This is a genomic window from Pseudomonas sp. HN2-3 (genome assembly GCF_020691745.1).
Taxonomy (GTDB): Bacteria; Pseudomonadota; Gammaproteobacteria; order Pseudomonadales; family Pseudomonadaceae; genus Aquipseudomonas; species Aquipseudomonas capeferrum.
Genome location: NZ_CP085704.1, coordinates 429,704 through 442,061, shown reverse-complemented (window position 1 = coordinate 442,061; position 12,358 = coordinate 429,704). Strand labels below are relative to the sequence as shown.

At 64.0% G+C, this 12,358-nt stretch carries 11 protein-coding genes; 8 read left to right on the top strand and 3 right to left on the bottom strand.

The window, feature by feature from the left end; translation table 11 throughout:
* The 7 genes from pqqF to LJX93_RS01885 all read left to right on the top strand — a co-directional run bounded on the left by pqqF (position 1) and on the right by LJX93_RS01885 (position 7,476).
* Complete coding sequence (pqqF, locus tag LJX93_RS01915; RefSeq protein ID WP_227696698.1) at positions 1-2,277, top strand: pyrroloquinoline quinone biosynthesis protein PqqF; 2,277 nt, start codon at positions 1-3, stop codon at positions 2,275-2,277.
* Positions 2,278-2,447: 170 nt separating this feature from the next.
* Complete coding sequence (gene pqqA, locus LJX93_RS01910; protein WP_003243383.1) at positions 2,448-2,519, top strand: pyrroloquinoline quinone precursor peptide PqqA; 72 nt, start codon at positions 2,448-2,450, stop codon at positions 2,517-2,519.
* A gap of 78 nt (positions 2,520-2,597) precedes the next feature.
* On the top strand, positions 2,598-3,509 hold the full coding sequence (gene pqqB / locus LJX93_RS01905; RefSeq protein WP_033703075.1) for a pyrroloquinoline quinone biosynthesis protein PqqB: 912 nt from the start codon (positions 2,598-2,600) through the stop codon (positions 3,507-3,509).
* A 9-nt stretch (positions 3,510-3,518) separates the two neighbouring features.
* Entirely contained in the window at positions 3,519-4,274 is a 756-nt protein-coding gene (pqqC, locus tag LJX93_RS01900) for a pyrroloquinoline-quinone synthase PqqC (protein ID WP_047583697.1), read from the top strand.
* A complete protein-coding gene (gene pqqD, locus LJX93_RS01895) occupies positions 4,271-4,546 on the top strand; it encodes a pyrroloquinoline quinone biosynthesis peptide chaperone PqqD (RefSeq protein WP_033703078.1) in 276 nt (91 codons plus the stop codon). The genes pqqC and pqqD overlap by 4 nt, the downstream gene beginning before the upstream one ends.
* Complete coding sequence (gene pqqE / locus LJX93_RS01890) at positions 4,518-5,678, top strand: pyrroloquinoline quinone biosynthesis protein PqqE (protein ID WP_033703079.1); 1,161 nt, start codon at positions 4,518-4,520, stop codon at positions 5,676-5,678. The genes pqqD and pqqE overlap by 29 nt, the downstream gene beginning before the upstream one ends.
* The gene (locus tag LJX93_RS01885) at positions 5,644-7,476 is read left to right on the top strand and encodes a S9 family peptidase (RefSeq protein ID WP_033703080.1); all 1,833 of its coding nucleotides are present in this window, start codon (positions 5,644-5,646) and stop codon (positions 7,474-7,476) included. The genes pqqE and LJX93_RS01885 overlap by 35 nt, the downstream gene beginning before the upstream one ends.
* 47 nt (positions 7,477-7,523) lie before the next feature.
* Here LJX93_RS01885 and LJX93_RS01880 read toward each other — a convergent pair whose 3' ends face one another.
* Entirely contained in the window at positions 7,524-7,682 is a 159-nt protein-coding gene (locus LJX93_RS01880) for a YqaE/Pmp3 family membrane protein (protein ID WP_003177654.1), read from the bottom strand.
* A 151-nt stretch (positions 7,683-7,833) separates the two neighbouring features.
* On the bottom strand, positions 7,834-9,114 hold the full coding sequence (locus LJX93_RS01875; RefSeq protein ID WP_047583696.1) for an aspartate aminotransferase family protein: 1,281 nt from the start codon (positions 9,112-9,114) through the stop codon (positions 7,834-7,836).
* 209 nt (positions 9,115-9,323) lie between these two features.
* Here LJX93_RS01875 and LJX93_RS01870 point away from each other — a divergent pair, with 209 nt between their 5' ends.
* Positions 9,324-10,247: a LysR family transcriptional regulator gene (locus LJX93_RS01870; protein WP_047583695.1), complete on the top strand. Its 924-nt coding sequence runs from the start codon at positions 9,324-9,326 to the stop codon at positions 10,245-10,247.
* Between the two features lie 301 nt (positions 10,248-10,548).
* Here the strand turns inward: LJX93_RS01870 and LJX93_RS01865 are convergent, their stop codons facing one another.
* On the bottom strand, positions 10,549-12,327 hold the full coding sequence (locus LJX93_RS01865; RefSeq protein WP_095065461.1) for an acyl-CoA dehydrogenase C-terminal domain-containing protein: 1,779 nt from the start codon (positions 12,325-12,327) through the stop codon (positions 10,549-10,551).
* Between the last annotated feature and the right edge of the window lie 31 nt (positions 12,328-12,358).

The window sequence follows — 12,358 nt, the reverse complement described above, 5'->3', positions numbered from 1 at the left end:
ATGCCTGACGCTACGCGCCACCTCACCCTCGCCAACGGCCTGCAGCTGACCCTGCGCCATGCCCCGCGCCTCAAGCGCGCGGCGGCCGCGTTGCGGGTGCACGCGGGTAGCCACGATGCCCCGGCGCAATGGCCTGGGCTGGCCCACTTCCTTGAACACCTGTTCTTCCTCGGGACCCGTACATTCGCGCAGCAGCATGGGCTGATGCGCTACGTCCAGTCCCTCGGCGGCCAGGTCAACGCCAGCACCCGTGAGCGCACCACCGACTTCTTCTTCGAAGTCCCACCGGCGGCGCTGGCCGGAGGGCTGGAGCGCCTGTGCCAGATGTTGGTCGAGCCCGACCTTGGCATCGAGCGCCAGCGCCAAGAGCGTGAGGTGATTCACGCCGAGTTCATCGCCTGGTCACGTAACCCGCAGGCACAACAGCAGTTCGCCTTGCTGCAGTCGGTTTCGCCGCAGCATCCATTAAGCGGCTTTCATGCCGGCAACCGGTTTACCCTTGCCCTGCAGGACCCGGCGTTCCAACGGGCTCTCGGGATGTTTCACCAACGCTTCTACCAGGGCGGGCAGGTCACCCTGAGCCTGTGCGGCCCACAACCCTTGGATGCACTGGAGCGCCTGGGCCGGCAATTTGGCAGCCTGTTCCCGGCCGGTGGGCGTGCCGAGCAAGCAATGCCGCCGCCGCTGCTGGCGGCCGATCAGCCGTTCATCTTCGCCCATGAAGGCCTGCCCGAAGGTGGCGAACGCGCGCTTGGCTTACTGATCGACCTGCTAGGCGACAGCCGCCCGGGCGGATGGCTGAACGCGCTTCGCCAGCGCGGCTGGCTGCGGGGAGTCAAAGCCGAACCGCTGTATGCTTTCGCCGGGCAGATGCTCTGGCACATCGACTTGCAGCTCGGAACCGACGCCTCTGTCGACGAAGCTATCGCATTGCTGCACGGCTGGTTCGGCTTTATTCGCCAGAGCGACCTGCAGCACCTCAATGCCCAGTTCGGCCAACTGCAACGCAGCCGCGAGCGGGCCGCCAGCCCGCTTGAACTGGCACGACGGGACAGCGCAGACCAGCCTTTCGCAGCACTCGACAAGCAAGCTTTACGCGCACTGGAGGCACTGCTTGCCAGCCTCCCTTACGCCAGCCTTGGTCAATGGCAGATACCCGCCGCCGACCCTCTGCTGACGGCCGAGCCGCTCGCCGCAAAGGCACCGTTACCCGTGGCATTGGCCATCAGCGACGCGCTGCCACCGACACGCGAGTACGCGGCGCTGTACCTGCGCTGGCACCTGCCTTCACCTCTTCGACGTGCGCTGTTTCCCATCCTGTGCCAGGCCTTGCGTCCCTTGCAGGAACGCGCCGAACAGGCGGCGTTGCAACTGCAGTTCAGCGAAGCTGGCGAGTATTGGCAGCTACGTTGCGCCGGCCAACCCTCAGCGGTGCTCCGCGCCGTCGATGAAGCCCTCGCCTTGCTGAACGCGCCCTCACACGATAGCTGGCAAGGTCAGCCGAACCCAGAACCCGCGCAGATCCCGATCAGAGCCCTGCTCAAGCAACTGCCTGACGCCATTCTTGGCAGCAATGCCGAGCCGTTGCCGCCTTGCACACTCGACCAGCCACTGCTTGACCAGGTATGGGCAACTGCCCGCTGGCACGGCCTGGCGCTGGGCTTTGAAGAATTGGCCGCCCTTGGCGCCGTGCTGGGCGCCTGCCCAGGCCAGGGCGCCACAGCGACGCCACTGCCCATTTGGCAGGGCCGTCGCTGGGTTGACACTGCGCTCGCAGGCAGCGAAAACGCCCTGCTGCTGTTCTGCCCGGTGGCGGCCAACCAGCAAGCCAGCGGCCGCCTGCTCGCCCAGTTGTTGCAAGGGCCGGTGTACCAACGCCTACGGGTGGAGCTGCAATTGGGCTACGCCGTTTTCAGCGCCTTCCGTCAGATAGAAGGCTGCAATGGCCTGCTGTTCGGCGTGCAGTCGCCCCATGCCAGCCATGCCGAAATACTCGCTCACCTGCATGCGTTGCTAAGCCAGGGCGTGACACTGGACTGCACCGCCCGGCAAGCCTTGGCCGAGCAGTTCGTCGAATCGGCCATGGCCAATGCCGAGGTGGCCGAGTGGGCATGGCAGGCACACATGGCGATACAATCCGACAGGCTGAATGACCTGCACCGGTCTATCCTGATGACGCAACAGGCCGATCTGGACGTGCTCCTAGGCAGCCTTCTTGCCCACCGCGCCCCTTGGCTCTGCCTGGCCAATGCGGCCGCACCAGGCCCAGCTTGGTGAAGAGCAAAGGCGTATTGTTACGTGAACTGCAAGGGCGCTTTTCCAATAATTAACCTTTCAGTACAAATTTTTCTTGTAAGATAGCGCAATCTCAGTCAAGGGAACCTCCGGCGCCCGGCGGTACCCAACAAGTAGCTGACCAACCCAACCCGTTCGGAAGGAGTCATCCCATGTGGACCAAACCTGCATACACTGATCTGCGTATCGGCTTCGAAGTCACCATGTACTTCGCCAACCGCTAAGCTCTGCTTACGGTTCGACGCCTCGGCCCGCCGGGGCGTTTGTGTTTTTCGGATACGGTTTTCCGGTAGAGAGTGGCCATGTACATCCAGATTCTCGGTTCCGCCGCCGGCGGCGGCTTCCCCCAGTGGAACTGCAACTGCGTCAACTGCAAGGGCTATCGCGACGGCAGCCTGCGTGCCACGGCGCGCACCCAGTCGTCCATCGCGCTGTCCGACGACGGCGAGCACTGGGTCCTGTGCAACGCCTCGCCCGATATCCGCGCCCAGCTTCAGGCCTTTGCGCCGATGCAACCGGCCCGCGCCCTGCGCGATACCGGCATCAATGCCATCGTCTTGCTCGACAGCCAGATCGACCACACCACCGGCCTGCTCAGCCTGCGCGAAGGCTGCCCGCATCAGGTCTGGTGCACCGACATGGTCCACCAGGACCTGACCACCGGCTTCCCGCTGTTCAACATGCTCAGCCACTGGAACGGCGGCCTGCAGTGGAACCGCATCGAGCTGGAAGGCAGCTTCGTCATCGACGCCTGCCCCAACCTCCGGTTCACCCCCTTCCCCCTGCGCAGCGCCGCGCCGCCCTATTCACCGCACCGCTTCGACCCTCACCCGGGCGACAACCTGGGCCTGCTGGTCGAAGACACCCGCACCGGCGGCAAGCTGTTCTACGCCCCAGGCCTTGGCCAGGTCGACGACAAGCTGCTGGCGATGATGCACGGCGCCGACTGCCTGCTGGTCGACGGCACCTTGTGGGAAGACGATGAAATGCAGCGCCGTGGCGTCGGCACCCGCACCGGCCGCGAGATGGGCCACCTGGCGCAGAACGGGCCAGGCGGCATGCTCGAAGTGCTCGATGGCTTCCCGCGCCAGCGCAAGGTACTTATCCACATCAACAACACCAACCCGATTCTCGATGAAGACTCGCCTGAACGGGCCGAGGTCCAGCGTCGGGGCGTTGAAGTCGCCTTCGATGGCATGAGCATCGCGTTGTAAGGAGGCCTGATGAGCGACCCATTGCCGATGTCCCCTGCCGAGTTCGAGCAGGCCCTGCGCGCGAAAGGCGCCTACTACCACATTCATCACCCCTATCACGTGGCGATGTACCAGGGCCGCGCCACCCGCGAGCAAATACAGGGCTGGGTAGCCAACCGCTTCTACTACCAGGTCAACATCCCGATGAAGGATGCCGCGATCCTGGCCAACTGCCCGGACCGCGAAGTGCGCCGCGAGTGGATCCAGCGCCTGCTCGACCACGATGGCGCCCCTGGCGAAGACGGGGGTATCGAAGCCTGGCTGCGCCTTGGCCAGGCCGTTGGCCTGGACCCTGAGCAACTGCGCTCCCAGGAGCTTGTGCTGCCCGGCGTGCGCTTTGCCGTAGACGCCTACGTCAACTTTGCCCGCCGCGCCAGCTGGCAAGAGGCGGCCAGCAGCTCGCTGACCGAGCTGTTCGCCCCGCAGATCCACCAGTCGCGCCTGGACAGCTGGCCACAGCACTACCCCTGGATCGACCCGGCCGGCTACGAATACTTCCGCACCCGCCTGGGCCAGGCCCGGCGTGATGTCGAGCACGGGCTGGCGATTACCTTGCAGCACTACACCACCCGCGCGGGCCAGGAGCGTATGCTGGAGATCCTGCAGTTCAAGCTGGATATCCTCTGGAGCATGCTCGATGCCATGAGCATGGCCTACGAGCTGAACCGCCCGCCTTATCATTCGGTCACCCAGGAACGGGTCTGGCACAAGGGGATAGCCCTATGAGTTTCGATCGCAAGCAGGTGCCGAACTGGCGCCCCGGCTACCGCTTCCAGTACGAGCCGGCCCAGAAAGGCCATGTGCTGCTGTACCCCGAGGGCATGATCAAGCTCAACGACAGCGCCGCGCTGATCGGCGGCCTGATCGACGGCCAACGCGACGTCGCGGCGATCATTGCCGTACTGGCCCAGCAGTTCCCGGATGTCCCGGAAGTGGCCGACGACATCGAGCAGTTCATGGAGGTGGCCCGTGGCGAACACTGGATCGTCCTCGCCTGACCTGCCGGCCACGCCCGAGGTCGGCCTGCCGCTGTGGTTGCTGGCCGAGCTGACCTACCGCTGCCCGCTGCAATGCCCGTACTGCTCCAACCCGCTGGACTTCGCAGCCCAGGGCCAGGAGCTGAGCACCGCGCAGTGGTTCAAGGTGATGGCCGAGGCGCGCGAAATGGGCGCCGCGCAGATCGGTTTTTCCGGTGGCGAACCGCTGGTGCGCCAGGACCTCGCCGCGCTGATCGGCGAGGCGCGCCGGCTGGGCTACTACACCAACCTGATCACCTCGGGCATTGGCCTCACCGAAGCGCGCATCGCCGAGTTCAAGACCGCCGGCCTGGACCACATCCAGATCAGCTTCCAGGCCAGCGACGAGCAGGTCAACAACCTGCTGGCCGGCTCGAAGAAGGCCTTCGCGCAGAAGCTGGAGATGGCCCGTGCCGTAAAAGCCCACGGCTACCCGATGGTGCTCAACTTCGTTACCCATCGGCACAACATCGACAAGATCGACCGCATCATCGAGCTGTGCATTGCGCTCGAGGCCGACTTCGTCGAGCTTGCCACTTGCCAGTTCTATGGCTGGGCGCACCTCAACCGCCTGGGGCTGCTGCCGACTCGCGCACAGCTGCAGCGGGCCGAACGTATCACCAATGAATACCGTGACAAGCTCAAGGCCGAAGGCAACCCGTGCAAGCTGATCTTCGTCACCCCTGACTACTACGAAGAACGCCCCAAGGCCTGCATGAATGGCTGGGGCAACCTGTTCCTCACCATCACCCCGGACGGCACCGCCCTGCCCTGCCACGGCGCCCGCCAACTGCCGGTGCAGTTCCCCAACGTGCGTGACCACGACCTGCACCACATCTGGTACGACTCGTTCGGTTTCAACCGCTTTCGCGGTTACCAATGGATGCCTGAGCCCTGCCGCTCCTGCGACGAGAAGGAAAAGGACTTCGGCGGCTGCCGTTGCCAGGCCTTCATGCTCACCGGCGATGCCAGCAACGCCGACCCGGTGTGCGCAAAATCGGCGGATCACGGCATCATCCTCAAGGCCCGCGAGGAGGCAGAAACCGCCCAACTCGCCATTGAAGAGATGACCTTCCGCAATGATCGAAACTCCCGTGTCATCGCCCGCGGCTGAATTCAGCGCAGCCCAGGCCGTCGCCGCTGGTACCGACTTCGCCGAGCTCAAGGTCGGCCCCACCGGCTTGTTCTGGAACGAGTTTCGCCCGGCCGACGGTGCCTGCCGAATCTGGCACTGGCATCAACACCAGGCCCAGTGCCTGACGCCGGATGGTTTCAGCGTGCGCAGCCGGGTTTACGAATATGGCGGGGGCAGCTTTTGCCTCGGCGGTGAAGGGCTGGTCTTCGTCAACGAGAAAGATCAGCAGCTCTATACCCAGACGCTGGACGGTGCCGTACCCAAGCGGCTTACCGACGACCAGCAGTGCCGCTACGGCGATGTGCACTGGCACGACGGCCAAGTGCTGGCGGTCGAAGAGCGCCATGGGCAAACCGTGGAGCATCGCCTGATTGCCCTGCGCGAAGGCTCGCGCGAGGTGCTGGCTGAAGGCGCCGACTTCTACGCATCACCCACCGTGAGCAGTGATGGGCAGCGCCTGGCCTGGGTCGAATGGGACCGCCCGGCACAACCCTGGACACACACGCGCCTGCTACTTCGCCAACGCGACAGCAGCGGCGCATGGGGGCCTGCGTGTTGCGTGGCAGGCCAGGACGAGTCTCTGCAACAACCGCGTTTCGACGCGCAGGGCCGCTTGTATTGCCTGTCTGATCGCGACGGTTTCTGGCAGCCCTGGGGGGAAGTCGACGGGCACTGGCAGGCCCTGCCCGCCGAACCCGCCGACCATGCCTCGGCGCCCTGGCAACTTGGCGCCAGCAGTTGGCTGGCCCTGGGGCCGCAAAGCTATGTGGCCAGTTGGTTCGAGGGCGGTTTTGGGCAGTTGGGGCTGCGCACCGCCGAGCAACCGGTAGAACGTTTCGCCAGTGCCTACACGCGCTTTCGCAGCCTGGCCATGGATGACGGGCACCTCTATGCCATCGCCGCATCCCCCGTCAGCCCGGCGGCAGTCATTGCCATCGACCGCAGCAATCACGAGGTACGCGTGCTGGCAGGGGGTGCCGAGGTACTGCCCGCCGAAGCCATCAGCATGCCGCAGTCCATTCGCTACACCAGTGGCAACGGCATCGCCCATGGCTTCTTCTACCCGGCCATGCACGCCAAGGCGCCCGCGCCCCTGGTGGTGTTTATCCATGGCGGGCCGACGTCGGCCTGCTACCCGGCGCTCGACCCCCGCATCCAGTACTGGACCCAGCGCGGCTTCGCCGTCGCCGACCTGAATTACCGGGGCAGTACCGGCTATGGCCGGGACTATCGCCAGGCCCTGCACCTGCACTGGGGCGAGCGGGATGTCGAGGATGCTTGCGCGGCGGTCACGCACCTGGCCGGGCTGGGGCTGATCGACCCGCACAAGGCCTTCATCCGCGGTGGCAGCGCGGGCGGTTACACCACGCTGTGCGCCCTGGCGTTCCACGACGTGTTCCGAGCGGGGGCCAGCCTCTACGGGGTCAGTGACCCCATTGCCCTGAGCCGCGCCACGCACAAGTTTGAAGGGGATTACCTGGACTGGTTGATCGGCGACCCACTGCAAGACGCCGAGCGCTATCACGCACGCACGCCACTGCTGCATGCCGCGCAGATCAAGGTGCCGGTGGTTTTCTTCCAGGGTGAACTAGATGCTGTGGTGGTGCCGGAGCAGACGCGCCTGATGCTCGATGCACTGAAGGCAAATGGCATAGAGGCCGAAGGGCACTTTTATGCGGGGGAGCGACACGGGTTCCGACAGGCAGAGAACCTGGCGCATGCGCTGGAAGAGGAGTGGAAGTTCTATTGCCGGGTGTTAGGCCAGGTCCCTCACTGAATCTGGCCTTTCGTCGCTAAAAGGGCCGCAACGCGGCCCCAATGCGTTCATCGCTTGGCGATGATATACACCGCATGCACGATCCCCGGAATGTACCCCAGCAGGGTCAGCAGAATATTCAGCCAGAATGCCCCGCCGAAGCCCACCTGCAGAAACACCCCAAGTGGCGGCAGCAGGATGGCGATGATGATACGAATGAAGTCCATGCGAGTCTCTCCTGAAGGGTCTCAACAAAGACTAGCCGCGCTTCGCAGAGGTTCCACACCCCTGCAATACCGGGCAAAAAAAAACGCCCCTGGCCAAATGAAACAGGCCAAGGGCGATGCGCAGAAACGCCAGACGGTTCGTTGAATTCGGTTACGCCGGCATTTCCCGGCGGGCCTGCTGCTGTGCATGCAGACGAGCAAAGGCGCGGGCCAGGCGCAGGAGCATTTCGTCGATGTTGCCCTTGCTCACGGTCAGCGCGGGCGAGAAGCGCACCACATCGGCCTGCGGGGCATTGAGCAGCAGGCCTTCATGCAGGGCAGCCTTGACCAAGTCCTGAGCGACGCGCTCCTGCAGTTGCAAGGCCCACAGCAGGCCTTGGCCGCGCGCCTCGCCCTGGCCATATCGCCCCGCCAAGCGGCAAAGGCCTTCACGCAGGTGGCGACCGCTGTCCTGTACATGCTCGAAAAAGCCAGGCTCCAGCACGGTATCGAGCACTGCCAGGCCAGCAGCGCTCATCAGCGCGTTGCCATGGTGGCTGCCTTCCAGCTCACCCGGCTCGGCGCAGCAAGCGCTACCGCGCGCCAGCAAGGCCGCCAGCGGCACACCACCACCCAGGCCCTTGCCCAGGGTGATGATGTCGGCCCGCACGCCGTAGCTCTGCTCGGCGAGCAGGGCGCCACAACGGCCGATGCCGGTCTGCACCTCATCGAGGATCAACAGGATGCCCAGCTCGCGGCACAGTGTTTCGACGCCCTTCAGGTACGCCTGCGTGGCCGGAATAACACCTGCCTCGCCCTGGATCGGTTCGAGCATGATCGCGACGGTGCGCGAATCCACTGCTGCATGCAGCGCCGCCAGGTCATTGAACGGCACCTTGCTGAAACCCGGCAGGCCCGGTTCGCAACGATTGCACGGCAGTGGGTCGGAGGCCGACAACGCGCCCAGGCTGCGGCCATGGCACGCCTGGCTGGCAGTGATGATGTGATAGGCGCCGTTACGGTGTAGCTGGCCCCATTTGCGCGCCAGCTTGATCGCCCCTTCGCAGGCTTCGGCGCCGCTGTTGAGCAGGTAGGCCTGGTCGCTGCCGGTGCTCTGGCACAGGCGTTCGACCAGTGCCAGCAGCGCGCGGCTGTGATAACCGGAACCTGGGTTGACCAGTGCCTGGGCCTGGTTACCCAGTGCCTTGACCAGCACGCTGGGGCTGTGGCCAAGGCTGTTTACCGCACCACCCTGGGTGAAATCCAGGTAGGCATGCCCTTCGCTGTCCCACAACCACGAACCCTGACCACGCACGAACATCTGCGGCGCACGTTCGGTGCTCGGCATCAGGCGCTCGCGGGACAACTGCGGCGCATCCGCCACGGTCACCGGCGCACGCTTGGGCTCGGCGACAGCGGCGGCTGCCGACCGGCGCAGGTTGAACAGGTTCATCAGGGCTCCAACCAATCACGGTAAAGGGCGGCTATGTGCGGTCTGAATGCCGGCACTTGATATTTAGCCTTGCCTATCAAAAGTGTTTTTCATCTGGGGTAACAATCAGCTCAATGACCGCTGTAACCCACTGGAATACGGCGATAGACTAGGCTTCGCGAAGGTTTTCGACCATTTCGTTTTTCCAGCATTTTCGATAAGTGTTACTTATGGATTTCCGCCAACTGCGTTATTTCGTCGCGGTGTACGAAGAAGGCCACGTAGGCCGCGCCGCCGAGCGTCTGTCACTGTCCCAGCCAGCGCTTTCCCAACAGATACGCCAACTGGAACACAGCCTCGACCTGAACCTGTTCGAGCGCAGCAACAAGCGCCTGCTGCCGACCTTGGCCGCACACACGCTGTACAACCATGCCCTGCCGTTGCTCGATGGCTTGCAACGGGCCCATGAGGCCATGCGCAACTTCAAGGGCCAGTCCCTGCGCACCTTGGCCATCGGCGTGCTGCAGACCGTGCGGCCAAGCCTGGTGCCGCAGCTGCTCGAACGCTTGCGCAAGGCACAGCCGCACCTTGTGGTGCAGATCTACGAGCTGTCGGGGCTGGAAATCGAACGGCGTTTGCTCAATGGCAGCCTGGACATCGGCATCAGCTACCTGCCGCCGCGCCAACCTGGGCTGCATGGCCTGCTGCTGTACGAAGATGAACTGCAACTTGTCATCCCCGATACCCACCCCTTGAAGGATTTCAAGAAGGTGTCGATCCGTCAGGCAGCCGAGCTACCCATGCTGATGCTGGGCGAGGAGTTTCAGATTCGCCAGATCTGGCAGGCGCAGTTGGCCAGCCAGGGGCGTCGGCCGCAGGTGCAGGCAGAAATGAACAACATGGCCGGGATTCTCGACAGCCTGGCGCACACGGCGCTGGCCACCATCCTGCCTGGCCGGGCCAAGGACGCGGCCGAGGATGACCAGGGCCTGCTGTGGAAGCCATTGAGCGAGCCGCGGGTGCCGCTCAAGGTTGGGCTGGTGTTCCGCGATGCACAGCGCCAGCAGGCGTCGGTCGAGCTGCTGCGTACAGTGCTGGAAGAAGAGACAGACGCGCGCCACCTGGGAGGCTCGCCACTGGATGTGCTCGGCTGAAAGGATGTGCTCGGCTGCAAAACACGCGCACAAAGAAAACCCCGCCGAAGCGGGGTTTCCCAGACTGTTTCCCTGTGACATCCATATCGCCCCGCCATCCTGGCAGGAAGTCCTTCGTCGTCTTCCTTGATCTGTCCTTTGCGCTTCCTGCGCAACGTCCATGTGGTAAAGATTACCTGTGGATCCAATCTGAGAACAGTGGTGAAAAGTCACCACGTTGTGTAGGAAAAGGCTTACAAAGAGGATTCATTGCTAGTCATACCGGGGATTGGGGGCGCTTCGCCCCCCCAGCATCAACAGATCAGAACTGCTGAGCCTCCAGCAGATACAGCGCCTCGCTCCCCGCCTTGACCGAGGCCACCAATGACTGCACCCGCGGCAACAGACGCGCAAAGTAGAACCGCGCCGTCCCCAGTTTGCCGGAGTAGAAGGCTTCATCCCCCTCGCCAGCCTTGGCCGCCCGCGCCATCAACGCCCACATGTAGCCATAGGCGACGTAACCAAACGCCTGCAGGTACTCGACCGAAGCGGCGCCAATTTCATTGGGGTTACCCTTGGCCTGCTCCAGTACCCACTCGGTCAGCCCGTCCAGCTGGTCAAGGTAAGCACCCAAGGGTTTGGCAAACTCATCCAGTTCACTGTCGGCACCGGCGACAAACCGGCGTATCTCGTCGGAGAACAGCTTGTAGTACGCACCCCCACTGGCCACCACCTTGCGCCCCATCAGGTCGAGGGCCTGGATGCCGTTGGTGCCTTCGTAGATCTGCGTAATCCGCACATCACGCACCAATTGCTCCTGCCCCCACTCCCTGATGTAGCCATGCCCGCCGAACACCTGCTGGCCATGCACGGTGCACTCAAGGCCAAGGTCGGTGAGGAAGGCCTTGGCAACCGGGGTCAACAGCGCCACCAGTTCTTCACTGCGCTTGCGGGTGGTCGGGTCTTCGCTGTACTTGGCACTGTCGAGCTGCATCGCCACGTAGCTGGAGAAGGCGCGTCCGCCTTCGATCAAGGCCTTCATGGTCAACAGCATGCGCCGTACATCCGGGTGGACGATGATCGGGTCTGCGGCCTTGTCCTTGGCTTGCGGGCCGGTCGGGGCGCGGCTCTGCAGGCGGTCACGGGCATACTCCACGGCGTTCTGGTAGGAACGTTCGGCCGATGCCAGGCCTTGGATGCCTACACCCAGGCGCTCATAGTTCATCATGGTGAACATGGCCGCCAAACCCTTGTTCGGCTCACCGACGATGTAACCGACCGCTTCGTCGAAGTTCATCACGCAGGTGGCTGATGCCTGGATACCCATCTTGTGTTCGATCGAGCCACAGGTGGCGGGGTTGCGTGCGCCCAGGCTGCCGTCCGGGTTGACCAGGAACTTGGGCACCAGGAACAACGAAATACCTTTGGGCCCGGCCGGGGCATCCGGCAACTTGGCCAGCACCAGGTGGATGATGTTCTCGGTCAGGTCATGCTCGCCACCGGTGATGAAGATCTTGGTGCCACTGACCTTGTAGCTGCCATCGGCCTGGGGCTCCGCCTTGGTGCGGATGATGCCGAGGTCGGTACCGGCATGGGGCTCGGTCAGGCACATGGAGCCCGCCCAGACGCCAGCGTACATGTTGGGCAGGTAGGCTGCCTTGAGTGCTTCACTGGCGTGGGCATTGATCGACAGGCAGGCGCCGGCAGTCAGCATCGGGTACAGGCCGAAGGCCAGGCTCGACGCGTTGACCATTTCCTCGACCTGGGCCGAGATGACCTTGGGCATACCCATGCCGCCGAACAGCGGGTCACCGCCCACACCCACCCAGCCGCCTTCGGCATAAGTGTTGTAAGCGTCGATGAAGCCAGCGGGCGTGCTCACCGCACCGTTGTCCCAGCGGCAGCCCTCTTCATCGGCGGCGCGGCTGAGCGGGGCGATGGTCCGCGCGGTGACCTTGCCGGCTTCCTCCAGCACAGCCAGGGCGGTTTCGGCATCGACCACGTCGGCCAGCGCGGGCAACTGTGCCCATTGCTCGGCCACGTTGAAGACTTCATTCAGAACGAAGCGCATGTCGCGCAGGGGCGCTTTATAGTCGGCCATGACAACCTCTCGCTAGTAGGGTCGGGGCGGT

What these genes read in the sequence shown, in the direction of transcription:
- pqqF (WP_227696698.1), top strand. Translation starts at nt 1, where the DNA reads ATGCCTGACGCTACGCGCCACCTCACCCTCGCCAACGGCCTGCAGCTG.
- pqqB (WP_033703075.1), top strand. Translation starts at nt 2,598, where the DNA reads ATGTACATCCAGATTCTCGGTTCCGCCGCCGGCGGCGGCTTCCCCCAG.
- pqqC (WP_047583697.1), top strand. Translation starts at nt 3,519, where the DNA reads ATGAGCGACCCATTGCCGATGTCCCCTGCCGAGTTCGAGCAGGCCCTG.
- pqqD (WP_033703078.1), top strand. Translation starts at nt 4,271, where the DNA reads ATGAGTTTCGATCGCAAGCAGGTGCCGAACTGGCGCCCCGGCTACCGC.
- LJX93_RS01885 (WP_033703080.1), top strand. Translation starts at nt 5,644, where the DNA reads ATGATCGAAACTCCCGTGTCATCGCCCGCGGCTGAATTCAGCGCAGCC.
- LJX93_RS01880 (WP_003177654.1), bottom strand. Translation starts at nt 7,682, where the DNA reads ATGGACTTCATTCGTATCATCATCGCCATCCTGCTGCCGCCACTTGGG.
- LJX93_RS01875 (WP_047583696.1), bottom strand. Translation starts at nt 9,114, where the DNA reads ATGAACCTGTTCAACCTGCGCCGGTCGGCAGCCGCCGCTGTCGCCGAG.
- LJX93_RS01870 (WP_047583695.1), top strand. Translation starts at nt 9,324, where the DNA reads ATGGATTTCCGCCAACTGCGTTATTTCGTCGCGGTGTACGAAGAAGGC.
- LJX93_RS01865 (WP_095065461.1), bottom strand. Translation starts at nt 12,327, where the DNA reads ATGGCCGACTATAAAGCGCCCCTGCGCGACATGCGCTTCGTTCTGAAT.